Raw genomic sequence first — 25,134 nt, forward strand, 5'->3', positions numbered from 1 at the left:
TCTTTGTTCTTTGTTCTTGCATCTTGCTTCGGCAATCAATGATAAACAAAAGCATTCGTGAATTAGTGGCTACCTTAAAGGAGCAGTTTCCAACGTCTTCTCAATTTGCCAAAATAATTGGGATAAAACCCCTCTTTCTTCCGATTTTGAGAAAATCGAAATTCATTCTCTCCTTAAATTTAAGGGGAGAGTCAAGGAAAGGATGGTTTGAACCGTTAAGAACAATAATACCGGAATAGCCGGCTCCTCCCTTATTTTTAAGGGAGGCAGATCCGGATGGAAATCGGGATTAGGAGGGTTAAATTAATCCAATATACCTGTGGGCACAGGTAGCTCTGGTGAGAGGGGAGTAAGGGATGTGTCTTTATTTTAGAATTCTTGGCAATTAGGACTTAGGGTACCCAAATGAAATTAAAGTTTACATTAAAATTTCAAGAAAGCTTTGCCGCTTTTGCGCCTTTGCGAGCCTTTTTTAGCTTCGTTATTCAGGTTTTGTGAATTAATGGCTACATTAGGAGTAGGTTCTAACGCCTCCTTCTTTGCCCTGAATATTCCATAGCTTCGCCTTTACCAAAGCCATAGCTAAAACCAAAGGTTATAAACCGGCCTCTTTGGCTTCGGTTGAACAAGTAGAAATTCTCTTGTATGGTTTCAGACTTTTCAATTCTGGAGGCAAAAATATCTCTAACACTAAAATTGAGCACCCCTTTTCCTTTGATGATCTTTTTTCGCAACCCTAAATCGGCAAACAGGTTTTCGGCGATTTTTCCCTGGACTGTTTTGGTTCCTGATTGGTAGTTTCCGGTGATCTCAAAATCAACTTCAGCCGGAAGCTCAATTTTACTGGTTAGCTTACCGGTCCATTGATCCGCATTAAAATCAATGGATGTTCCTTCAAAATCGCCTTTGCGATTAAAATAGTTATAGTTTAAGTCACCATTAAAAATAAGCCATTTGGCAACCGGGTATTTACCATTAAATTCTACACCAATGGCATCTGTTGTCCCAATGTTTAAAGGTTTAAAAGTGTTTACGTTGTTTTCAAACGTTGAGATCCGTCTTTCAATCGCATCTGTTGTATATCTGTAGTAAATACCAAAATTCATAGAGGCTTTACCTAAGTTGTAAATATTGGTCAGTTCGTACGAATCAGTGAATTCCGGACGTAATTCAGGGTTTCCGGTTCTAATATTAAAGTTGTTTCTAATATTGAAAAACGGATTCAGATCCCATAGTCGTGGCCTGTAAACACGTCGGGAATAACCAATCTGCAAAGAATAGGCGTCACTAAACTTATAAGAAGAATGAAAACTGGGGAATAAGTTAGAATAGTTTTGGTCATTACTTTCGTTTGTGTTTGTAAGCAAAGTTTCAAGGTCTGTGTTTTCCAAACGCAAGCCTATTTTGATGCCCCATTTATCACCTTCATAAGCCGCAGTACCGTAAAGGCCCAAAACGTTTTGGTCGAATTCAAAAATATTGGTTTGATTAACGTCAGTAATAAATTCACCACCGATTAAATCCTGTACTTCAAAATCATTGCTTACATTGTTTAAAACATACTGTGCCCCGGTTTCAATGGTGAATGTATCATTGTATGGCTTCGTATAATCAAATTTGAATGTATAGTTGGCTTCCTTAAAATCAGTGCGTGTTTTTTGTTCAGCATCTCTATCAGGACCGGTTAAAGTAACATCATCAAAATCCGAGGATTGTTCTTTACCAAAAAAGCGTCCCAAAGCACTAAAAAGGAGCATGTGGTCTTCGTGATCATCAAAATCCTTTTTGTATTGCAATTCATACTGATATTTGGGATTGGTGGCTTCGGTTTCCTCAGTTCTTTTCCAAAGGGATCTTTCAGAGCCGTCAAAAAGATCAAAACTGGTTCCGGAAGGTTGTTCTTCGACCTCATAGGCAAAATTTCCAGACAGCGTTAATACATTGTTTTCATTGATATGATAATCAGTCCCCAAAATGATATTGTAATATTTTTCATTTCGGTATTCTGTGCCTTCGGATTCTAAAGTAGTATTGTTGACAAGGTCTCTGTTAATAGTCCTTCGGTCATTTGGTAATTTTCGATAACCGACACCTAACTGGCTAAACAAATTGAACTTTTCGGTACGCCTGTTTAAACTTAAGCCAAAGCTGTGATTGGTTGGATCTCCTACGTTTATACTTGCCGATCCGTTAAGGCCTTTACGTTCTTCTTTTTTAAGAACAATATTGATGATACCCGATGTGCCTTCGGCATCATACTTTGCTGATGGATTTGTGATCACTTCAACACGTTCCATCATGTCTGCCGTAATAGTTCCTAGAGCATTGCCGCTATCGCTGGCAATGACTGAGGGTTTCCCATTGATAAGTATTTGTACACCCTGGCTGCCGCGAAGGCTGATATCGCCTTCAATATTAACATTTACGGAAGGCACATTGTTTAAAACCTCTAAAGCACTGGCGCCGGTACTGCTCAGATCTTTTCCAATGTTGAAGATGCGCTTGTCTAACTTGAACTCGGTTTTGGATATCTCTGCCTCTACAACTACTTCGCTGAGTTGCTCCAGATCTTCTTCAATAATTATGTTGCCTAAGTCAACTTTTCCTTTGGTTACTTTGAAATCGGTTATCATTTTGGTTTTAAACCCTATAAAACTAACTTCTATATAAAAGTCAGATGCTTCGGTTTTCAGCCTAAACGTACCGTCATCAATGGTGGTAGTTCCGGTTAGGTTTTTTTTAGTGCCGGCATCAACCACCAACACCGTGGCAAAAGCAACCGGTTGATTATTTGAAGATTCAACAATTTTACCCGTAATGCTTGTACTTTTATTTTGACTAAAGGATGCAAGACTAAAAAGCAGGAAAAAAAACGACCATAATGAATGGTATTTTAATGTTTTAATTGGGAAAAAGGTCATATTAAGCATGTAACGGTGCAAATATAATTGCTGTAACTTGTTATTAAAGATAAACCCTATAGGCTTAATTAATTTCACCATTGGCTTAAACTATATGCAAAAATTACCTTGTTTTTTTAGTTTTTTAATATCTAATAACAAATTTTAACATTTAATTAATAAGGGGAAATAATAATTTAGCCGTCTATAGAACAAACAAACATCCAAAAAACTACAATATGAAAAAATTATCAGTGTTATTTCTACTTCTAAGTTTAAACAGTTTTGCCCAGGATCTAAGTACTCCGATTCCTGTAGATGAGAGCATTAAAAAAGGCGTGTTACCTAATGGCCTTACTTATTATATAAAGAGTACAGATGTAGTTAAAGATGCTGCCAGTTATTATATCATTCAAAATGTGGGATCTGTTCTGGAAAATGATGACCAGCAAGGTTTGGCTCACTTTTTAGAGCACATGGCGTTTAACGGAACTGAAAATTTTGAAGGCAAAGGCATACTAAACACATTCCAGGAAAAAGGTTTGGTCTTTGGTAGAGATATCAATGCTTATACATCATTTGATGAAACCGTTTATAATATTGACAATGTGCCAACTACTCCGGAATTAATAGATACGGGTTTATTGGTTTTGCATGATTGGTGCAACTATTTGTTATTGACCGATGAAGAGATAGATGCTGAAAGAGGCGTTATAAAAGAAGAATGGAGGACCCGTCAAAACGGACAAATGCGTTTATATCAAACGTCGTTACCAATTACATTCAACCATTCAAAATATGCCAAAAGATTACCCATTGGGTTAATGCGTATTGTTGAGAATTTTGAATATAAGGCGTTACGTGATTTCTATCACGACTGGTATCGTACAGATTTACAAGCTATTGCCGTAGTGGGAGATATTAATGTAGATGACGTTGAAGCAAAGATTAAAGCCCTTTTCTCTAAAATTCCTGCGGTTAAAAACCCTAGAGAACGTTTTATCGTGGAAATACCTGGGAATGAGGACATGCTTTATAGCTTGGGAATGGATAAAGAGATCTCAACAGCGATGTTGGATTTTGGTATTCGTCATAAAAAGTCGTTGGAAGATGAAACCGTAACAGATCTAAAAAGATCCTTATTGGAGTCTATGGCCACTCGCATGCTTTCGGCGAGAATTGCAGAAGAGGCTCAAAAACCGGAAGCACCGTTCTTAGGGGCCAGAGTGGGGTATGGGTCTATGGCCAGAGCCAATAGCTCATTTAGTGTTAGAATAGCCCCTAAACCAGGTAAGCAGCAACAAGCTTTTGCCGCAGTACTGACAGAAGTTGTCAGAGCTGTTAAGTTTGGTTATACACCGTCTGAAATCAAGCGAACTATTAAAGAGTTTTCAAATTTTTATGAAACACAAATAGCTAAGAAAGAGGATAAGGCGCATGGTGCCATCATCAATCTTATTAAAGATGATTATTTAAATAATAAAACCATCGCTGATATTGAAAAGGAATATGACATAGCAAAACAATTATTTGCCTCGTTCACTCCGGAGGCTTTACATAATACCATTAAAAGGTTATATGCTAAAAACAACAGGTACTTAAATGTAACCGGTGTTGAAGGGAAAAATAATCTAACTGAAGAACAGGCCAAAGTCATTATAAATGCTGTTGAAAATGACCCAAAGATTACAGCTTATACCGAGGCTTTTGATGGTAAAACCTTGATTTCCGGATTAACTATTAAAGAAGGAAGTATTGCAAAAACTGAAAATAATGCTGCTTTAGGGTCTACCACTTACACCTTAAGTAATGGCATAAAGGTGCACTATAAATTTGCTGATAAACAAAAAAACACAGTAGCATTTAATGCCATTAGCCATGGTGGGAAATCCCTGGTAAGCGATGACCATTTGCCATCGGCAGATCTCATGGGTAACATCATTCAAATGTCGGGATTAGGAGATTATTCGGCTACGGAATTACCTAAGGTTCTGGCAGGAAAAACAGCCTCCATGTCCCCAAGTCTAGCCGAAACTACTGAGAACTTAAAAGGGTCTTCTACAACTAAAGATGTAGAAACCATGTTACAGTTAGTGCATCTATATTTTGAAAAACCACGTTTTGACGAACAGGCATTTCAGGTGTTACAGGGTGGTATCAATAATTATTTAATTAGAAGAAGTAAAGATGTTAATGAACAAATAAAGGATGGTATTACCACGACTTTATATGGCAAAGACAACCCCAGGAAACGCGTATTTAACCAGGATTTTGTTAATGACATTGCATTTGAAAAAATGAAAGCTACTTATTTGGACCGATTTGCGAATCCTGCAGATTTTGAATTCTTTATAGTAGGTGATGTAAAAGCGGCGCAGTTAGAGCCTTTATTATCAAAATACATGGCCAGCTTACCAACAACTACAGATACAGAAACCTTTAAGGATGTATCACAGTCATGGGCAAGTGATAGGGTAGATGAGGATGTTTTCCTTCCGATGGAAGACCCAAAGACCAATGTGAACATGGCTTTTAAAATAGCTAGCGATTATACGGTTAAGAATAAATTTGTTACTCAGGCTTTAGGAGCCATTATGCAATTAAGATTGCAGGAAACACTTCGTGAAGAAGAGGGTGGTGTTTATAGTCCAAGAGCTTATGCGTTTTTAAACAAAGAGCCCAAGGTGTTATCCTATATGTCGGTTAGTTTTGACTGTAATCCGGATTTAGCTGAAAAGCTTATTGGTATTGTTTATAACGAATTATCCAAAATGGCTTCAGGAGACATCAAACAAGACGATTTGGATAAAACGTTAACCAGTTACAAAAAGCAACGCGAACAGGCTAAAAGCAATAACAGCTATGATATGACCTTGTTAACAACATTTTACAGGGACGGATACAATATGAATGCCCCTGAGAATTTTGAAGCTATTGTAAACAACATAACTATAAAAGATATTCAGGCCCTGGCTAAAAAACTTCAGGAAAAAGGTAAATCTTTCGAGATCGTTTTTAAGCCGGCTACAGAATAAATATAAAAGAAACTACCATCTTTCTTTATACATTTGTTTTAGTGTAATTTTTTGAGTTAGTCAGTCAATAAGTTTATTTAAAAGAAAGGTGCCAAAAAAGGGTTATCGTAACAAATAACCCTTTTTAAAAACATAAAATATGATCATGAAAAAACTATTAGTATTATTAGTATTGGCTGTTTCAACAAGCAGTTTTTCGCAAATTTTAGAGCCCGTAAAATGGTCGACATCGGTTGAGAGAATTTCCGATACTGAATATAAATTAATTAGTAAGGCTTCCATTGAACCAAAATGGCATTTGTACTCCCAGGATGTGCCTGAAGGCGGGCCTATTCCTACTACGTTTGCTTATGATGTTAGCAAAGGAGGTTTTAAAACTATTGATAAAACAATAGAACCGGAGGGCCATACAGTAGATGATCCTGTGTTTGATATGAAGATCAAATTCTTTGAAGACGAGGCCATCTTTGAACAAAACATTGAAGTTACAGGAGCGACGGATGTTGTTTATGGTACCGTTGAATTTATGGTTTGTGATGACTCAAGATGTTTACCACCGGAAACTATTGATTTAGTATTTAATATTCCCGGGAAATCAGGTCTTCAATTGGGTAATGATCAACCAAAAGGCATATTTGATCCGGTAAAATGGCAAACTTCGGTTAAAAAAGTATCGGATACGGAATACGATTTGCTTATAGAGGCTACCATTGATGATGGCTGGCATTTATATTCTCAGGAAGTGCCTGAAGACGGACCTATTGCCACCACCTTTACTTTTGATAATAGTGCAGCAGGTTTTACGGCCATAGGGAAAACTTTAGAACCTGAGGGGCATACGGTGGACGACCCGGTATTTAATATGAAAATTAAATTCTTCGAGAATGTTGCAAGCTTCACGCAAAAGATTAAACTCACAAAGGACATTAATGAAGTTCGTGGCACTGTGGATTTTATGGTTTGTAATGACGAGAGATGCTTAGCGCCTACAACCATAGATTTAGTGTTTCCGTTAAATAGTAATGCTGTAAGTAATATAGCAACTACAGACGATAAGGCAACCTCAAATATAGACAATGTTGAAGTAAACAATATACTGTATGGAATGGATACTTCTGATATCAGGTTATCAGACGTCAAGTGTGCGAACGAATTGGTCAGTAATGCGTCTGAAGTCAAAAAAACAGGAAAGTCATTATGGAGCATTTTCGGATTAGGGTTTTTAGGCGGCCTGTTGGCGCTTTTAACACCTTGTGTATTCCCAATGATACCGCTGACTGTTAGTTTTTTCACTAAGAAAAGCGGACAAAGTAAGGGGTCGGGAATTTCCAAAGCACTGCTTTATGGATTCTTCATTTTCGCTGTATATGTATTATTAAGTGTGCCGTTCCATTTATTGGATTCAGTTAACCCGGATATCCTTAATGAGATATCAACCAATGTATGGTTAAATGTGTTATTCTTTGCGATTTTCTTATTCTTTGCGTTTTCGTTCTTTGGATATTATGAACTGACCTTACCATCAAGTTGGACCAGTAAGACCACGAAAGGAGAAAGTGCCGGCGGCCTTATAGGTATTTTCTTTATGGCACTGACCTTAGCCATAGTGTCCTTTTCTTGTACAGGTCCGATCTTAGGATCCTTGTTAGCAGGATCGTTAACTGCCGATGGTGGAGCATGGCAACTTACAGCAGGTATGGCAGGTTTTGGTGTCTCCTTAGGATTACCGTTTGCTTTATTTGCTATGTTCCCGAATATGATGAATGCACTTCCAAAATCAGGAGGATGGTTAAATACCACTAAAGTGGTTTTAGGGTTTTTAGAATTAGCCCTGGCATTTAAGTTCTTATCCAATGCTGATTTGGTAGAACATTGGGGTATCTTAAAAATAGAGCCGTTTTTGATCATTTGGATCGTGATATTCGGAGGTTTAGCGCTTTATCTGTTTGGTAAAATAAAGTTCCCACATGATTCTCCTATTAAAAAGCTATCCTTTACAAGAATATCATTTGCCATACTGGTAGCAGCCTTTACTGTTTATCTGGCTTCCGGATTTAGAGTAAACAAGGATACAAAAACATTTACCCCTTTAACCTTGTTAAGTGGTTTGGCACCACCGGTTGGATACAGTTTTATTTACCCTAATGATTGTCCGAACAACCTTAGCTGTTTTAAAGATTTAAAATCAGGTATAGAATATGCTAAAAAAGTTAACAAGCCTATCATGCTGGATTTCACAGGTTATGCCTGTGTTAATTGTAGAAAAATGGAAGAACATGTCTGGCCGTTAGCTAAGATAGATAAGTATTTAAGAAATGACTATGTATTGATATCGCTTTATGTGGATGATAAAAAAGAGTTGCCGGAGCATGAACAGATAGAGGTCAATAGAGTTAATGGCGGTACAAGAAAGCTGGAAAATTATGGCCATAAATGGGCCAATTTTCAAACGCAGTTTTTTCAAACTAATTCGCAACCCTATTACGTGTTATTAAATTCTGATGGTACTCAAATATTAAATGAAGCCGTTGGATATACACCGAATGAAGATGCATATGCACAGTTTTTGGAATGCGGATTAGAGGTGTCTAAAAGCACATCAAAATAAGTTTAAGTTTTTTGTTTTAGTAAGAAGAATCGCTTTGGTTAGATTGTTGCCAGGGTGATTCTTTGTTAAAAGTGTGATTATTATGAACAGCATTACACAAAGCATAAAAAAAGGTCCAGGTTCAAAACCTAATAGTCATTCAAATCTTGAGGAATACTTCAGGTCTTTCAGGGAACAAACGGTTGGTGCAGATCAATATTTTGAGTCGCCTTATGGAAGAAAAAAGGTTATTTATGCCGATTGGACGGCTAGCGGAAGACTTTACAGGCCGATTGAAGAAAAGTTACTTAATGAGATTGGTCCTTATGTAGCCAATACGCACACCGAGACATCTATTACCGGTTCAGCTATGACCCTGGCGTATCATGATGCCAGAAATATCATTAAAAAGCATGTAAATGCTTCTGAAGATGATGTCCTGATCACTGTAGGAACAGGAATGACTGGTGCTATTAACAAGTTTCAGCGTATTTTAGGCATTAAGCTTAATGAAAATTTAAAAGATCATACCGAAGTTCCGGAAGCTAAGCGCCCTATCATTTTTGTATCGCATATGGAGCATCACTCTAATCAAACGTCCTGGTTAGAAACTATTGCCAGGGTAGAGGTGATCCCTTCAAATAATGAAGGTTTACCGTGTGTGGAAAATTTAAAAAAACTTATTGAGACATATAAAGATTGTCCTATAAAAATAGCAGCCATTACGGGGTGCTCTAACGTTACGGGTATCAGGACCAATTACCATGAAGTTGCAACCATCATGCATCAAAACAATGGTTTATGTTTTGTTGATTTCGCGTGTTCAGCTCCTTATGTAGCCATTGATATGCACCCTGAAAATGAAGATGCTTATTTAGATGCCATTACCTTTTCACCTCATAAGTTCTTAGGTGGCCCGGGGTCTTCAGGGGTATTGATCTTCAATAAAAAATTATACAACAACCTGGTGCCGGACAACCCCGGAGGCGGTACGGTGTCTTATACAAACCCCTGGGGAGACCATGATTATATTGATGATATTGAAACCAGGGAAGATGGTGGTACGCCAGGATTTTTGCAAGCGATTAAAATAGCACTTTCCATTCAGTTGAAAGAACAAATGGGGATCCAAAATATCCTGGATAGAGAGCATGAATTAAATACCATCATTTTTGAAAAACTCAGTAAAATAGATAACCTGCAAATATTGGCACCCAGGCATACAGATAGGTTAGGGGTATTTTCGTTTTACATTGACGATGTGCATTACAACCTGGTTGTTAAACTTTTAAATGACCGTTTTGGTATTCAAACCCGAGGCGGTTGCTCTTGTGCGGGTACTTATGGTCATTATCTGTTAAATGTTGACGAACCCACCTCCAAGGCCATTGAAAAGAAAATTTTAGACGGTTGTTTAATTGAACGACCGGGTTGGATTAGAATGTCCATTCACCCCACCATGACCAATGATGAGATCCATTTTATTTGTGCGTCTATCAAGGAAGTGGCTGAAAACTTTAAAGACTGGGGACAAGATTATGAATATAACGTCATTAAAAATGAGTTTATTCATAAAGGCCACAAAGTGATCGAAAAGGACATTACAAAAGACTGGTTTAATCTATAACGATTATTATTCTATAATCTCAACTTCAAATAGCTTATCCCAGCGTTTTCCGGTAACAAAAATGGTTTTGGTTTCCGGGTTGTAAGCAATGCCGTTTAAAACATCCAGTTTTTGATGTTGCGTTACTAATTTTTTTAGTGGTGAAAAATCAACCACACCTATAACGCCACCGTTTTTAGGGTTAATAATGGCAACACCATCTTTTTGGTAGCGATTCGCATATATTTTGCCGTCAATCCATTCCATTTCATTGATCTCAACAATTTTACCCTTGTTGGTAAACACCTGAATATAATCTTCTTCAACTAAGGTTTCCGAATTTAAAAGCCAAATTTTTTCGGTGCCATCACTTTTGTAAATGGTATTATCATAATGGCATAAACCCCAGCCTTCTTTGCTGTTCCCATATTTGAAACTACTCAGTTTTTCAAGTGTGTCAACATCATACACAAAGCCGGTACCTCGTTTCCACGTCAATTGAAACACCTTGTTGTTTAAAATAGTTAGGCCCTCTCCAAAATAGTCATCTGCTAAAGTCACATTTTTTAAAACTTCCCCGGTTTTATAGTCTATTTTTCTAAGTTTAGATTCTTTGTACTGTCCTGTGCTTTCGTATAAATAACCATTGTGAAATTCTAAACCTTGCGTGTAAGAAGTGATATCATGCGGATATTCGTTTATGATCTTATATTTAAAGATCTTAGGCGCCTCGCTGTTAAGAATGGTGATAGGAGTACTGATAGTTTCCGTTTCACCATCAAAATACACTTTGGTCTCAATGGTTTGCTTTCCTAATTTAAAATCATTTAGAGGGGTGCTTTCATTGATTCTTTTATCATTTAGAGTGTAAACAACCGAATCTATTGTATGCTCTTTTTTATTGATTAATGAAAGGGTTAAGGTTTTGTTATTAGAAATATTGCCCTTTTCAGCATTGGTTTTAAGGGCAAAATCGTTTTTTTTCTTTCCTGAATTAGAGCCACAGGATATTATAAGTCCGCTTAAAAATATGATTAATAGATATTTGAGTGCAGGCATGGCATTTTTTTAATTTGAAGCAAGATATTTATTTAAAATCAGTTTAGAAAATCATTGTGAAAATTTTAAAAGGGTTGTATCTTTGCACCCGGCAAGTCCTACACAACCAGCTCCTGTTGAATCCTCCAGGGCGGGAACGCAGCAAAGGTAAACGGTCGTAGCGGTGTGATGTAGGTAGCTTGCCTTTTTTTGTACAATAAACCTAAATCCTGAATGCCTGAGAGAATTAGGATTTCTTTATTTTTATCGTTTTTTGGAATTTATATTTTGAAAATTGTAATTTCACAGTGTTATGTCTAAAGTTGTTTTAATCACGGGAGGTTCGTCCGGAATTGGTAAATCCATTGGTGAATTTTTGACTAATAAAGATTATGTGGTTTATGGTACCAGCAGAAATCCGGATAAGTATAAAGACAGCAAGTTTCCCATATTGGCTTTAGATGTTAAAGACGTATCTACAATCAACAAGACCGTTGAAACCGTCATTGAAAAAGAAGGTAAACTGGACGTGTTAATCAATAATGCCGGAGCGGGTATTACCGGGCCCATTGAGGAAATTCCTGAAGCGGAGATAAGGAATAACTTCAATACTAATTTTTTCGGTCCTATAAATGTTATTAAGGCGGTGTTGCCACAAATGCGTAAACAGCAAAGTGGATTGATCATCAATGTAACCTCAATAGCGGGATATATGGGATTGCCTTATCGGGGTGTTTATAGTGCCAGTAAAGGTGCTTTAGAGCTAATTACCGAAGCCTTTAGAATGGAACTTAAAGGCTTTAATATTAAAATGACAAACGTAGCACCGGGTGATTTCGCAACCAATATTGCGGCCGGCAGGTATCATGCCCCACTTTTAGACGATTCGCCTTATAAAACCCCTTACGGAAACACCCTGAATTTAATGAACGAACATGTAGATTCCGGTAGCGATCCTAATCTAATGGCTAAAGAAGTTTTTAAAATAATAAACACCACCAATCCTAAGGTACATTATAAAGTAGGTGAGTTCATGCAGAAATTCTCCATTGTGTTAAAACGAATTTTACCGGATAAGGTTTATGAAAAGCTCCTAATGAACCATTATAAGCTTTAAGCTATTTGGTATGCTATTTGATATTATTGTTTCAAAAATCATCAATCATGAAGCAATATTATGTATCGGCAATACTTCTTTTTTCCTTTTTTCTGTTTAACGGTTGCAATGATATTTTGGAGTGTATCATTAATGTTCGTCCGGAATTAGCAAACAAAACATTGGACCATGGCCATGTAAATGAGTATTATTCAGAGACTATTACGGCCCAGGTTAAAAATGAACCTCATGATAACGGGTATGATTACTACTTTACCGTATCCGGGAATATACCGGCAGGCATAGAAGTGTATTACGATTACAGGGAGGTTATATTTGAAGGGATCCCACAAGAACCGGGAAGGTATACCATAAGAGTCTCATTATACGTGGAGGCTATAAATGAGTGTTATTTTGACGAGTTCGAAGGCCGGGAAATATGCCACGATCCTTTATGTAGTAACAATACTTCCAGGGTTTATACTTTAGTGGTAAGGTAACTACTTGTTTAACAGGCCTAAAATCTGTTGCTCAAAATTATGAGAAAAAATGTTTGAGTTTGAGTTTACTATTTTTTGGTCCTGATCTAAAATAATGGTTTTGGTCATAGGGTAAATGGCCAATGTTCTTTTGGACTCTTTAGGGTTTTTAAATAAATATTGATCGTCGCAATTAAATCTGCAATCCTTTAAGGTCTGTTTAGGCCTTTCAACTCCAATATCATCAATGTTTATCGTAATAAATTTAACCTCCGGATATTTCTTTCTTAATTCTTTAATTTTATAATAGCTCTTCTTAAAATGATCATAATAGATATGAGACCAGAAACTAACCACGGTTGGCGACTTTATCAAATCGTTAATTTCAAATTCATTACTGTTGAAATCTAAAACCTGAAAACTCGGCAATGTAGAACCTGACTCCAACCGCTTTAGGGAATTAGCGTAATTGGTCATCATGATTTTGGATTTTTCGTTTGTGGTTTTATCAATATAAGATTTTAAAACGATGCTATTGTTCTTCTCATTATTACTCATGGAAATATACTTGATCGTATAATGGTAGAGCAATTCGTCTTTAATATCGGCATCCGTTACCAGACTATCAATAAGATGCAGTCTGTCTAAATTATAACATAAGGAACTCCAGTGAAACGCTTTGTTTTTTGCATGTTTAGCATGTGCTTCCAGCGAAATAGTATTGAAATTATGCCTTAAAAAAGCATGGTAATTATGGTAATGCTTAAAAAACGTATCGTTATAATTGATGTTCTTTCTATAACTGTAAAAATCTTTGGGTAATGATTTTAAAAAGCCGCCTTTATTTTTACCATAATGCCCAAAAGGATACACTTCCTTACTGGAATAGTAGCTGTAATCTATATTGGCGTGGGCTATTTTTCTAAATAACTCAGAGCCGTTATACTTCTTATTGAAATGAGCTAACTTTTCAAGCTTTTGCTCTTTTAAAGAATCAATTCGTTCCTGGTAAGCTTCAGGCTTTAACTGACAAAGTTTAAGGATATACTTTTCTTCCTTTTCATTTTCCAAAAACTCATTGATAAAGTAGTTGTTCTTTTTAGAGCCTTTGCCGGTATATACTAAAGACTCATCAAATTCTAAAGTGTTTAGCCTGAAAAGCACACTATCTTCCGGCTCCAGTAAAATAAGCTGATATTCACCACCATGTCTAAACGTGTACAGGCCTTTTTGTAAGCTGTCTATTTTAAATATAAAGCGGTTTCTGCCGTCAAGTCTGATAGTGTCGGTTTTCTGTTCGGCTTTTTCAAGGATGACAAATTTAGAGCTCGGATTAATTATTTCGCCTCCAAAATAAGCATAATCTACTCCTGTTTTAACGCTGTCTTCTTTACAGCCAAAAAACATAAGCAGGGTTAATATTGTTGAAACGTATATCTTCATGAATCCCTCGTCTGTTACAAATTGTTATACAAAAATAGACCTTGTAATTATAAACTGTTGTTAATGCGTTGTTAAATGTTGATTTTGTTAAGTTAAAGCGATATTAAAAACCGATGAATATCATTTAAAATTAAAAGATATAAGTTTCCACTTACCGATTCATTTTTCTACTTTTGCCAAAAATTTAAAATAAGCCTATGTTATCAGTATCCAATCTTTCGGTTCAATTTGGAAAACGCGTCCTTTTTGATGAAGTAAACACCACATTTACGCAAGGAAATTGCTACGGTATTATTGGTGCCAATGGTTCTGGAAAATCCACTTTTTTAAAGATCATTTCAGGGAAAATGGAAGCCACCTCGGGACACGTGTCTTTAGAGTCCGGAAAGCGTATGTCTGTTTTAGAACAAAATCATAATTTATATGATGAGCATACGGTTTTAGAAACGGTTTTGATGGGGAATCAACCGCTATTTAAAATTAAGACTGAAATAGATGCCTTATATGCGGATTATTCTGATGAGAATGCGGATAAAATAGGGGAACTCCAGGTGCAATTTGAAGAAATGAACGGTTGGAATGCCGATAGTGATGCGGCAGCCATGTTATCTAACTTAGGTATCAAAGAAGACTTTCATTATACCTTGATGAGTGATCTGGATGGAAAACAAAAAGTACGTGTCTTACTGGCACAGGCTCTTTTTGGAAATCCGGATGTGTTGATCATGGATGAGCCTACCAATGACCTGGATTATGAAACCATTGCCTGGTTGGAGACGTTTTTGGCAAATTATGAGAACTGTGTGATCGTGGTATCTCATGACCGTCACTTTTTGGATGCGGTTTGTACCCATATTTCCGATATTGATTTTGGAAAGATAAATCATTATTCAGGGAATTATACCTTCTGGTATGAATCTTCTCAATTAGCGGCACGTCAAAGGGCACAACAGAATAAAAAGGCTGAGGAAAAGAAAAAGGAACTGGAAGAATTTATTCGTCGTTTTTCTGCAAACGTTGCTAAAAGTAAACAGGCGACCAGTAGAAAGAAGATGATCGAAAAGCTTAATATTGAAGATATCAGGCCTTCCAGCCGACGCTATCCGGCCATTATTTTTGAACGTGAACGGGAAGCCGGGGATCAAATTCTAAATGTAGAAGGCTTATCAGCTTCCATTGATGGCGAAGTCCTGTTTCAAAACATTGATCTCAACCTGGCAAAGGGTGATAAGGTGGTGGTGTTTTCAAGAGATTCCAGGGCCACAACCGCTTTTTATCAGATCGTCAATAACAACGAAAAAGCGGACTCCGGCAAATTTTCCTGGGGTATTACTACCACACAATCGTATTTGCCATTAGATAACAGTGAATTCTTTAACAATGACCTGTCACTGGTAGATTGGTTACGCCAATGGGCCAAAACCGAAGAAGAGCGCGAAGAAGTTAATATTCGTGGGTTTTTGGGTAAAATGATCTTTAGCGGCGAGGAAGCCTTAAAGAAGTGTAATGTGCTTTCAGGAGGTGAAAAAGTACGTTGTATGCTCAGTAGAATGATGATGATCAGAGCCAATGTGTTGATGTTGGATGAGCCTACAAACCACCTGGACCTGGAGAGTATTACAGCGTTTAACAATTCGCTTAAGAACTTCAAAGGCACTGTGCTGTTTACAACACACGACCATGAGTTTGCACAAACTGTTGCCAACAGGGTAGTGGAGTTGACTCCAAATGGTGTGATAGACCGGTATACCACGTTTGATGAGTATATGCTGGACGCAAAAATTAAAGAGTTGCGTAATAAAATGTACGGTGTGACGGTTTAGAAGTCATATTTGATCATTTAGACTTACACGCAGGTGTCTTCGAGAACCTCAGACACCTTTAATTCAGCTTTCTATGTTTCATGGGGTCTGCTTATACTGAAGCGTACCCAAACCAGGAGGTATGAAAGAATAGTCCTCGACAGGCTCGGACTGACATCAGAAGTTTGATTAGATTACCGGCTAACTTTGTTTATTCAAAGTTGTTAATGGCTTTTTCGAGAACCTCAGACACCTTGTTTTCGTTTTCTTATGACGCACTGAACTTGTTGAAATGAAATCGCATTTATGAGAATGTGGTTTCGAGAACCTCAACCACCAACTTAGTAAAGGCTTTCCACCATAACTTTTGTTCTGTCATTCCTGCCTCCGCAGGAATCCACTATACAAATTGTCCCTAATTTTCCTGATAGTTATCGGGAAAGAACTCCTCATACTGACAGTAAATTATTAAGACTGTAACTCAGAGTTTATTTCTTCAATAATGGAGACGGCTTTGTCCAGTTCATCTTTATGAACAAGTATTTCCTGAAGTAAATGACCTCCGTAGATCTTTGGGTCAAGCCCGGATTCATTTTGTTCTCTTACAACGGCATTAATACCAGAGTCCCTTAAGGTCTGAATCATACGTTCCGTAATGATTAAGTTGCCTGTAAATACCTTTATATAGTTTGAATCTGTCATAGCATTAGGTTTTTGAGTTCTCTTAAATATACAACATTTTAATGAAAAAAGCCAGCATTTGCCGGCTTTTCATCTTAGTATAAATTCTGTCAATTCGAGTGAATTTTTCGAGTAATAGGGAGTAAAATTTGTATCGAGAATAAGAATTTAGGTTAAAAAGTTCTCGATACAATTTTCTTGACTTCGATGCTTCGACTCAGCTCAGTCCGACAGAAAATCACTCGAACAGACAATAGTTATCGTAATTCAGCGCCCAATTGCTTTTCAAAATTAGTCTGCAATTTGGTCATTATTTTATCGATCTGCTTATCGGTAAGGGTTTTGTTCTCATCCTGCAAGGTGAAACTAACTGCGTAACTCTTTTTACCCTTTGGTAAGTTCTTACCCTGGTAGACATCAAACAAATCCACATCTTTTAAAAGTTGCTTTTCGGTTTGAGAGGCGATCTTGTCGATATCCTCAAAAGACACGGATTCGTCCAGCAATAAAGCAAAATCACGTCGTACAGCCGGGTATTTTGGAATATCTTTGAAGGTCACTTTATTATGTTTCACCATATCCAAAATGGTATCCCAGTTAAAATCGGCAAAAAGGACATCCTGAGAGATCCCAAAATGTTTTAAGACCTTCTTATTTACCAATCCAAAATCAACCAGTTTGTTTTTTCCCAACGACAGGCTAACCCCTTCGCTGAAGACATCATTCTTTACCGGCGACGCTTTGTAACGTGACAAGCCTAATCGGTCTAAAATACTGCTGATGGTCCCTTTTAAATAAAAGAAATCACTTTTTTGAATAGTGTTGGTCCATCGCTCTGAAGCGCGGTTACCAGTTACAAAAACAGATAAGTGCTTAAATTCTTCTCTGCTCCCGTTATAATGGTGATAGGTTTTCCCGAATTCAAACAATTTTAAATTGTCCTGCTTGCGATTAATGTTATAACTCACTGCTTCCAAACCGGAAAACAATAAACTTTGGCGCATTACACCTAAATCGGTGCTTAGCGGATTCACCATAGATACATTGTGTTCTTCTTTTAACTGGTCGCTTAACTCCACATACTTTGGAGTGGTTAATGAATTCGCCATGATCTCATAGAATCCTTGTGATACCAATTGATCGCCAACCACATTTTGAATTCTATGATCGTCAAAACGCGAAGTACTGGAAATGGAAGCGTTTAACTTTTCGGTAGTATTAATATTGTTATATCCGTATACACGTAATACTTCTTCAATCACATCGGCTTCCCGTTGCACATCGTTTCTATAGGCTGGAACGGTTAATCCTAAACCGGCTTCGGTCACATTATTCACTTTGATCTCTAAAGAGGTTAAAATGCTTTTGATGGTTTCTCTCGGAATTTCCTCACCGATCAACTTTTTGGCATTATCAAAGCTCAAACGCACCTGGAAATCTTCAATCTTATTAGGATAGATATCAACTATATCACTGGTGATCTCACCGCCTGCCAGTTCCTGGATCAATAAAGCTGCACGTTTTAAAGCGTATTCCGTAATATTCGGGTCAATACCGCGTTCGAATCTAAACGACGCATCGGTATTCAATCCGTGGCGTTTGGCCGATTTTCTGATAGATACCGGATTAAAATAGGCACTCTCCAAAAAGATACTGGTAGTACTTTCTGTAACACCGGAATGAATCCCACCGAACACACCGGCAATACACATGGGTTTTTCACCATCACAGATCATGAGGTCGTCTTCGTGTAATTCACGTTCCACACCATCTAAGGTGACAAACTTGGTGCCTTTTTCTAAAGTTTTAACTTCAACTTTATTGTCGGCGATCTTGATGGCATCAAACGCATGCAGCGGTTGCCCCAATTCATGAAGCACGTAATTGGTAGCGTCTACAATATTATTTATCGGGCTTAAACCAATGGCTTTTAAACGGTTTTGTAGCCATTCCGGAGATTCTTTGACTTTTATGCCTGAAATGGTAACGCCGCAATATCTTGGCGCCAGTTCTTTATTGATAACCTCCACATCCATCTTTAGCATACGATTATCCACACGGAACGCGCTAACTGATGGTGTGATCAATTCCAGGTTGATATCTTTTTGCAGTAAGCCTGCTTTAAGATCTCGGGCCGTACCCAAATGGCTCATGGCATCAGCTCTGTTTGGCGTCAGGCCGATCTCAAACACCTGGTCGTTTTCAATATCAAAAATATCAGCGCAGGGTGTTCCTGCTTTTAGATCATCATCCAACACCATAATGCCGTCATGCGAGGTTCCTAAACCTAATTCATCTTCGGCACAGATCATTCCGAAGCTTTCTTCACCTCTGATCTTTCCCTTTTTAATTTTCCAGCTTTCGCCTTCCGGTGTATATAGGGTCGTACCAATGGTTGCCACCGGTACTTTTTGACCTGCAGCCACATTAGGGGCGCCGCATACAATTTGTACAGGTTCATCCTCACCAATGTCAACGGTAGTGACTTTGAGTTTATCAGCATTCGGGTGTTTGGCACAGGTTAAAACTTCACCTACAACCACACCTTCCAAACCACCTTGAACGGATTGATAGGTTTCAATGCCTTCAACCTCAAGTCCCAGATCTGTTAGTAATTCTCCGGTTTTTTCAGGTGCCCAATCTGTTTTTATGAATTGCTTTAACCAATTATATGAGATCTTCATAAAGTCTGTTTCTATTAGAATGCGCAAAGATAAAATATTGCATCAAGCATTCAAATTAAACTGTGGGGATTTGTGATTCTTTTGAATAATGAAATAGATTTAATCTGTCAGCATATTTGTTATTATTTCTTTTAAGACTTCATCCCTAATGGTATTATCTTTTGTTTCCTTTTCTGAATTATTAATAATAGTTTTTTCATAAAACTCTTTTAGCTCAGTCACTTTTTTTTTAGTCTCTGTAACCATAATACTGTTGTAAACAAATTTCAATCTTGTTATTCTAAGAAAGCCGTATTCGACATCAATTTTTGCAGTAACGTATGATTTCCATTTTTGAATTGATTCGCGAAAAAGATTCTCATCAAAGAATTTCGAGAATTTGCCTTCTGATTTTTGTAGTATTATGTCATTAACTAATTCTTCAAGTTCTTTTGATACACTTTGATATTCTCTTTTTATATCCTCAAGAACCTCTTCATCCGTTTTATCTACGATAGGGTTATTCTTAATTGAAAAATAATTGAGGACAAATGACAAAAAAATAACACAGTTATTAAAAATTTTGTTTGCTTCTTTTTCAGAAATATTTGTTTCAAATGCATACTCATGACTCAAAATATGTCTTAATTCAAAAACTTTATTTATTGACTGTATTACTGATGATAAGTTGTTTTTTGATGAAATGTCATTTTTTTTGATTGCTATTTCTGATTCCTTAAGCTCTTGAAGAAAGTCGGTTTGAGTTATAATTGATAATCCTGAGTTGAAATCACTCAAATTATTGCAGGGTAACAAATGTGCTACAAATTCACCAATTGAGAACTTCTTTTTTTTAAGAGCGTTTAAAATTTCAAGATTAAACTTTATATTATTTAATTGGTTAAGCTTAATAGCGTTTGTCGAATAAGGCTCCCCTGAATCTATTAATTCTGTTATTATTTCTCTAAAGTAAGATTGAAAGCATGCTACAATTGAAACAGGAATATATTTTATTAAATCCTTTTTTTTATTTGGCTCTAATCCAGAAATATGATTCAAGGTGAGATTTACTTCTTGTATTTTTGCTAATAAGTTTAAACTTGAGTTATATTTATTTCTATTCTTTATTTCAAGTATTTCATTTATTAGATTCCTTTTTGCCATTTTACAGAGTTATTTTACTAACACTAAAATAGTTGAATTTTCTGTAATTTAGATGTTTTGGAAGGTGGATAACTATTGATAATGACTCTTATAGTCCAAAAAAGAAATAAAACTCAGATTTTTAAAAATATCCGTGTCTTTATCCAGCTTTTTTACATAAGCCTTAATATCATTAGCCATTTTAGTAAGTAACTGAGATAGTTTTCTATCACTCATAGCTTTTACCTTGTTTAAATGCTCTAAACCGGCTACCCAGGTCATCGGGGTGTCAAAAATGGAGAGTTGATCCTGCCCAATCACCTGGCCACTGGCGTAAAAATCACGTGTTTTATTGTTCGGATTACTAATGTTAAACCGATCCAGTTTCATGATGAGTTGTTTTATGTCTCCCAGTTCAGTTATACTTTCGGGAAGGATGATAAATACTTTTACTTTATTGAATTTAGTAGCACCCCGAATGTTCTCCGTATCATTCACAGCCTTCATAAACGGGATCAAGAACTGCTCTGCATACAGTATGGACAAGATCTCCATACGTTTGGCCTTTTTATCAATCCCTCTCAAGATCAGGAAGATGATGATCAGGATCAAAACCGTGATTATGGATTGATAAATGATGTTAGATACTTCAAAGAATCCGGACGTTAATACGGCGATGACAGCAGATATGATGATGTCTTTTATAATGGATAAGGTATTCATTGATAATGGCTGGTATGTAGTAAAGTTACGTTTTTTGTTTAATTATTTATATGTTCATTTGGCTCTCCTCTTAAATTTAAGAGGAGCATGAATTTCAGTTTCCAAAAGAAACGGGAAGAAAGCCGAGATTTTTATCTATTAACCCTCCGAATCCCGATAATAATCGGGATCCACCTCCCTTATTTAAAGGGAGGAGCTCTTGAAAACTATTATAAGCATTCAGGGTTCTCTGGCTGCTTAGAATGACATGGCGTTACGAATTAAGGTCTTCAATCAGGATATTATAATCGTATTGCAGGTCTTCGTGCAGGGTAGCTATATGTTTTTTAGCCAATTGTAACTGACGGTTATACATATTCTGAAGTTGTACACTTCGGGTGATGCTTGGCTTAAAGTCTTTCAGTTTTTTACAAAAGTAGAGGAGGAGCTCCACTTCGGTTTCTTTGTTTTGGGAATACCGGACGTACTTTTTTATGTTCCGCAGAATCTTTCTAACACTTTTTCGGATGTAATAAAAGCTGTCTCGGTTTATCAATTCAAATTCATCGTCTATATATACTTTGACGCTATCTATATATCCAGCTTCATTATGCGATTCAAACAATAAATAGGTGAGGAGCTCCTTATTTTCCTTTTTAAACCGGGATAACCTGAGACAAATATCCTGTACCTCTTTATGTGTCAGGGTGTTTAGTTCCTGTTTTATTTCTTTTACTGAGACGGCCTTCATATTTTACAAATTAGTTACAGCTTCCACTTCCTTTTTAACTTCAGCTACCATGGCATCCCAATTTAAAGCACCCGGGCGCGCTAACATTTGCGTATGATAATTGGTGTTTGATATATTGGCATATGCCGTAACGGCTTCTAAAGCCTTTTGCATATGGTTAACAGCCTTGGTTTTGTATTGCCTATCTTTTTTAGTTTGATAGAAAACCAATTGGGTACCGGCATTGATTTTATATGCGTAAAATAAGCCTAAATAGCCCATAGCCTTAATATCAGACAATAGGGCTTTGGTTTGGGCGGAAGCAGCTTCGGAATACAGTTTGTCGGCATTGTGTATGGCGTCGTTGCTCCAGGTTATAAGACGTTCTGTGACCTGTGGCGGTGTGGTTTCGGTTATAGCTTCTTTTGATAACACTTTAGTTACATAGTCTTTGCAATTGATCAGGTTTTGGTTTTGCATCACCGGGTTATCAATAAAATCGAATACATCCCTGAAACCACCTAATTTTTCCCGGGCTCTACAGGATTCAACGGACCAGTCGGCATCCCAGTTACGCCAGTGAAAGCGATTTACCTGAGGGATGATCTTAGAGGCTGTTTGCCAGGTGTTGAATAATAATTCGGCATCATCAATAGCATAATGCTTTTTAAAAACCTTAAGGATCATATCTTCCGATAGGTCATTATTATAGCCCAGGCGCCCCCAAAGCATAAAACGGAATTTGTGCTTGTCAAATTCATATTCACCGGAAAGTTCCGGATTTTTACTGATGAACTCCCGGGCCCATACATAGCCGTCTGATCCCATGTAATAGCCTTTGGTATCACCTTTTGGCATGTTGGCAATAAAGTCCCTGACATAGTCTGTGTTAGCCCAACGGTACACAAAAATATCATCGTTCCTCAGGTTCCACCAGGATTTTAAACCATATTGGTTCATGTCTTCAATATGGTCATCATAAAAATTGATACTTGGTGAGGCGTATAATCGTGCCTTGGCATACTTAAAGCTCACGTCAAAGGTGTCCGGGTAATCGCCCCAATAGGCCATGATCTGTTCCATATCAGAGTGCCAAACCCTGTGGATAAAGTGGATCTCCCTGTTTGGTTGTTCTTTTTTGAAGTCAAGGATCCCTAATCCGTAGGTGTTCCAAACCCATTCTTCCCGATTGGACCCTTCCCAGGTCAATGGCATATGTTCCCCGGAAGTAATACCAATACCCTTTATATGCGGATACGTCAATAAAAACTGTTTGGTAGCGGCCCTGTGATACGCTATGGTTATGGGGTTATCTATTTGATGGGTAATACCGTGTTTTCCAGGTTTTTCATCACGCATATTGATCCTGTAGGTTTTGTACATCGGTTCAACCGGTGTGGCTACACTATTAGGGCATATATTCCAATTGACCCAGTAAATGGCAATACCTCTGTCATGGGCATATTGCATCACCTTTTGCCAGAAAGCAATTTTATCATCAATGGATTGTTTTTTAACCAGTTCCAGGTTATCAAAAACCACGGAGGCTACTAATCCCGGATCGCCCATTTCGTTCTCCAAACCGTTAGGTTTGTAGCTGGTGGTATAAATGTCATCCAGCGCAACATCCGGATAGTCTTCCAGTTTGATCATGGATGGAAATGGATGGGGATTCCAAAGTGACAGGACATTGTATCTGTTAATAGCCATTTGATCCAGGTAGTTTTTCCAGAAATCCCATTCCCAAACGGTTTTAACATTTTTAATAGCGGCATCACCGGAATCATCATAACTTGGTGTTCGAGCATCCAGCGGAATATTCATTTTTAAGCCTCTGTTGAGAATAAAAGGGGCGTGAGCAGTGTTTACAACAGTTCCGTTTAATGATAATTGCTCCGCAACTTCTAAACCGCCATACATCAGACCACTTTCGTCGCCTCCTGTAATAGTTATGTCATTTGAATTTACAGTAATACTATAAGCCTGTACTTCTTGCGTTGCACTGTCAATTTTCCAGGTGATATTCATGGTTTTTTGTCCACTTTCGGCGAGCACTTTGTCAATGTGCTCTTTAGCGAAATCGACTAATGGTGAGTCTATTTCCTTTGAATTTGAGCAATTGTAAAGTGTAACACCAATCAGCGTTATTACAAGGAATCTCTTAAGCATGATCTCTAGTTGTATTGAAATTCTTTGCTTAGGTCCACATTTTCAAATTCCGTACTTACCGGTAAATCGAACTGGTATTTGGTTTTTGCGTCAGATTGTACTTCTAAAGGGCCTGAAGATTCGAAATCCATCACATGGCCGCCCCATTTTTTGTCATCACTGATAAAATGAAAATGATGGCCTTTGGCATTGATGTTCCCAATATAATCAGGGCAATAGAATCCGACTAAAGTGCCGGCAATATTTTCGGTTTCAAAAACGGGCCTGTTCGGGATCAATACATCCAATCCGTCAGTAAAGGGACGTGCTACTTTTGGTACGCCTCCAAGTTTGATATATTTAAAGGTGCCATGAACCTTATAAATGTAGAAATAATGTGGTGATTTCTTTTTGGCATCCAGTTTGGAAGCCAGGTCCGAGAATTTGATGGTTTCTTCAATGGTAAAGCCTTCTTCCTTGTCAAAGAATGCCGCATCAGCATAAACAATTTCATCATGATCTTGTCCAACGCTGATCTCACCGTTTTCTCTAATGCGATAGGGTACGCCATCCAGCATGACCAGTTCGCCATCTAAAAAATCGAAAGACCCTAAACCTACATTACCATGGGTTTTAAGTTCCTTTACAGTAAGGCTGCCATCAAAAACCTTATTTACAAAGGCAAACCAAATGGAGTATTGATAAAATGTGTCCTGGTCACCGGTTACAGCCACAGGAGCTTCGGTGGTATGGCTTTCGGCCTCTGTGTTTTCGGTTTTTTCCGGTTTGTTTTGGCAAGAGAAGATTAGTGTGGCTAATGCTAACATGAAAAGCCATGATACAGATTTCATAGTTTAGTTTATTTAGTTGATTAAAAGTACGTTGAACGAATTTAGCTAATTTATTGAGTAATATCAATTCATAGTAATCAAATATTTGTGATTACTGTTCAATTGAATTAAAAAGATTGTATAAAGAAGTGTAGAATGTCATTCTGAATTTATTTCAGAATCTCATTTTATCAATCATATAAGAATTATGAAAACCTGAATGAAACAAGACTTCCACAGGTTCTGTCTGA

The 25,134-nt window shown here is 37.4% G+C and carries 16 protein-coding genes and 1 other RNA gene; 7 read left to right on the plus strand and 10 right to left on the minus strand.

The genetic code is table 11. The features are described from left to right. Positions 1-524: 524 nt before the first annotated feature. Positions 525-3,002 carry an outer membrane beta-barrel family protein gene (locus Q0983_RS13410; protein WP_299554147.1) on the minus strand — a complete coding sequence of 826 codons (2,478 nt, stop codon included), beginning with the start codon at positions 3,000-3,002 and terminating at the stop codon, positions 525-527. A 137-nt stretch (positions 3,003-3,139) separates the two neighbouring features. Between Q0983_RS13410 and Q0983_RS13415 the strand changes: the two genes are divergently transcribed. The 3 genes from Q0983_RS13415 (at position 3,140) to Q0983_RS13425 (ending at position 10,149) form a co-directional block, all read left to right on the plus strand. Beyond that, positions 3,140-5,935, plus strand: coding sequence for a M16 family metallopeptidase (locus tag Q0983_RS13415; protein ID WP_299554150.1), 2,796 nt, complete (start codon positions 3,140-3,142; stop codon positions 5,933-5,935). A gap of 145 nt (positions 5,936-6,080) precedes the next feature. Beyond that, a complete protein-coding gene (locus Q0983_RS13420; RefSeq protein WP_299554153.1) occupies positions 6,081-8,543 on the plus strand; it encodes a thioredoxin family protein in 2,463 nt (820 codons plus the stop codon). 82 nt (positions 8,544-8,625) lie between these two features. Further along, positions 8,626-10,149 (plus strand): aminotransferase class V-fold PLP-dependent enzyme, encoded by a 1,524-nt coding sequence (locus Q0983_RS13425; RefSeq protein ID WP_299554156.1) that lies wholly within the window; start codon positions 8,626-8,628, stop codon positions 10,147-10,149. A 6-nt stretch (positions 10,150-10,155) separates the two neighbouring features. Here Q0983_RS13425 and Q0983_RS13430 read toward each other — a convergent pair whose 3' ends face one another. Beyond that, positions 10,156-11,187, minus strand: a complete 1,032-nt coding sequence (locus Q0983_RS13430; protein WP_299554159.1) for a glutaminyl-peptide cyclotransferase — start codon at positions 11,185-11,187, stop codon at positions 10,156-10,158. 89 nt (positions 11,188-11,276) lie between these two features. On the opposite strand from Q0983_RS13430, the gene ffs reads away from it, so the two are divergent. From ffs to Q0983_RS13445, 3 genes are all read left to right on the plus strand, one after another. Continuing rightward, an RNA gene (gene ffs / locus Q0983_RS13435) (signal recognition particle sRNA small type) lies at positions 11,277-11,375 on the plus strand. Positions 11,376-11,479: 104 nt separating this feature from the next. Next, positions 11,480-12,283: an SDR family oxidoreductase gene (locus tag Q0983_RS13440; RefSeq protein WP_299554162.1), complete on the plus strand. Its 804-nt coding sequence runs from the start codon at positions 11,480-11,482 to the stop codon at positions 12,281-12,283. A gap of 47 nt (positions 12,284-12,330) precedes the next feature. Then, positions 12,331-12,762: a hypothetical protein gene (locus tag Q0983_RS13445; protein ID WP_299554165.1), complete on the plus strand. Its 432-nt coding sequence runs from the start codon at positions 12,331-12,333 to the stop codon at positions 12,760-12,762. Here the strand turns inward: Q0983_RS13445 and Q0983_RS13450 are convergent, their stop codons facing one another. Beyond that, complete coding sequence (locus Q0983_RS13450; protein WP_299554168.1) at positions 12,763-14,184, minus strand: hypothetical protein; 1,422 nt, start codon at positions 14,182-14,184, stop codon at positions 12,763-12,765. Positions 14,185-14,381: 197 nt separating this feature from the next. On the opposite strand from Q0983_RS13450, the gene Q0983_RS13455 reads away from it, so the two are divergent. Further along, positions 14,382-16,007, plus strand: a complete 1,626-nt coding sequence (locus Q0983_RS13455; RefSeq protein WP_299554171.1) for an ABC-F family ATP-binding cassette domain-containing protein — start codon at positions 14,382-14,384, stop codon at positions 16,005-16,007. A gap of 447 nt (positions 16,008-16,454) precedes the next feature. Here the strand turns inward: Q0983_RS13455 and Q0983_RS13460 are convergent, their stop codons facing one another. The 7 genes from Q0983_RS13460 to budA all read right to left on the minus strand — a co-directional run bounded on the left by Q0983_RS13460 (position 16,455) and on the right by budA (position 24,904). Continuing rightward, entirely contained in the window at positions 16,455-16,688 is a 234-nt protein-coding gene (locus Q0983_RS13460) for a DUF2007 domain-containing protein (RefSeq protein ID WP_299554174.1), read from the minus strand. Between the two features lie 236 nt (positions 16,689-16,924). Continuing rightward, entirely contained in the window at positions 16,925-19,351 is a 2,427-nt protein-coding gene (gene pheT, locus Q0983_RS13465; RefSeq protein ID WP_299554177.1) for a phenylalanine--tRNA ligase subunit beta, read from the minus strand. Between the two features lie 99 nt (positions 19,352-19,450). Next, positions 19,451-20,494, minus strand: a complete 1,044-nt coding sequence (locus Q0983_RS13470) for a hypothetical protein (protein WP_299554180.1) — start codon at positions 20,492-20,494, stop codon at positions 19,451-19,453. A 72-nt stretch (positions 20,495-20,566) separates the two neighbouring features. Continuing rightward, positions 20,567-21,196 (minus strand): hypothetical protein, encoded by a 630-nt coding sequence (locus Q0983_RS13475; RefSeq protein ID WP_299554183.1) that lies wholly within the window; start codon positions 21,194-21,196, stop codon positions 20,567-20,569. Positions 21,197-21,449: 253 nt separating this feature from the next. Then, a complete protein-coding gene (locus tag Q0983_RS13480) occupies positions 21,450-21,926 on the minus strand; it encodes a hypothetical protein (RefSeq protein WP_299554186.1) in 477 nt (158 codons plus the stop codon). Positions 21,927-21,929: 3 nt separating this feature from the next. Beyond that, the gene (locus Q0983_RS13485) at positions 21,930-24,074 is read right to left on the minus strand and encodes a hypothetical protein (protein ID WP_299554189.1); all 2,145 of its coding nucleotides are present in this window, start codon (positions 24,072-24,074) and stop codon (positions 21,930-21,932) included. A 5-nt stretch (positions 24,075-24,079) separates the two neighbouring features. Then, positions 24,080-24,904, minus strand: coding sequence for an acetolactate decarboxylase (gene budA / locus Q0983_RS13490; RefSeq protein WP_299554192.1), 825 nt, complete (start codon positions 24,902-24,904; stop codon positions 24,080-24,082). Between the last annotated feature and the right edge of the window lie 230 nt (positions 24,905-25,134).

This window comes from Seonamhaeicola sp., assembly GCF_028281565.1.
Classification (GTDB): Bacteria; Bacteroidota; Bacteroidia; order Flavobacteriales; family Flavobacteriaceae; genus Seonamhaeicola.

Coding starts and splice junctions, on each gene's coding strand:
- Q0983_RS13415 (WP_299554150.1), top strand. CDS start 3,140: ATGAAAAAATTATCAGTGTTATTTCTACTTCTAAGTTTAAACAGTTTT.
- Q0983_RS13470 (WP_299554180.1), bottom strand. CDS start 20,494: ATGGCAAAAAGGAATCTAATAAATGAAATACTTGAAATAAAGAATAGA.
- Q0983_RS13475 (WP_299554183.1), bottom strand. CDS start 21,196: ATGAATACCTTATCCATTATAAAAGACATCATCATATCTGCTGTCATC.
- Q0983_RS13440 (WP_299554162.1), top strand. CDS start 11,480: ATGTCTAAAGTTGTTTTAATCACGGGAGGTTCGTCCGGAATTGGTAAA.
- Q0983_RS13480 (WP_299554186.1), bottom strand. CDS start 21,926: ATGAAGGCCGTCTCAGTAAAAGAAATAAAACAGGAACTAAACACCCTG.
- Q0983_RS13460 (WP_299554174.1), bottom strand. CDS start 16,688: ATGACAGATTCAAACTATATAAAGGTATTTACAGGCAACTTAATCATT.
- Q0983_RS13410 (WP_299554147.1), bottom strand. CDS start 3,002: ATGGTGAAATTAATTAAGCCTATAGGGTTTATCTTTAATAACAAGTTA.
- budA (WP_299554192.1), bottom strand. CDS start 24,904: ATGAAATCTGTATCATGGCTTTTCATGTTAGCATTAGCCACACTAATC.
- Q0983_RS13430 (WP_299554159.1), bottom strand. CDS start 11,187: ATGCCTGCACTCAAATATCTATTAATCATATTTTTAAGCGGACTTATA.
- Q0983_RS13485 (WP_299554189.1), bottom strand. CDS start 24,074: ATGCTTAAGAGATTCCTTGTAATAACGCTGATTGGTGTTACACTTTAC.
- Q0983_RS13445 (WP_299554165.1), top strand. CDS start 12,331: ATGAAGCAATATTATGTATCGGCAATACTTCTTTTTTCCTTTTTTCTG.
- pheT (WP_299554177.1), bottom strand. CDS start 19,351: ATGAAGATCTCATATAATTGGTTAAAGCAATTCATAAAAACAGATTGG.
- Q0983_RS13450 (WP_299554168.1), bottom strand. CDS start 14,184: ATGAAGATATACGTTTCAACAATATTAACCCTGCTTATGTTTTTTGGC.
- Q0983_RS13455 (WP_299554171.1), top strand. CDS start 14,382: ATGTTATCAGTATCCAATCTTTCGGTTCAATTTGGAAAACGCGTCCTT.
- Q0983_RS13425 (WP_299554156.1), top strand. CDS start 8,626: ATGAACAGCATTACACAAAGCATAAAAAAAGGTCCAGGTTCAAAACCT.
- Q0983_RS13420 (WP_299554153.1), top strand. CDS start 6,081: ATGAAAAAACTATTAGTATTATTAGTATTGGCTGTTTCAACAAGCAGT.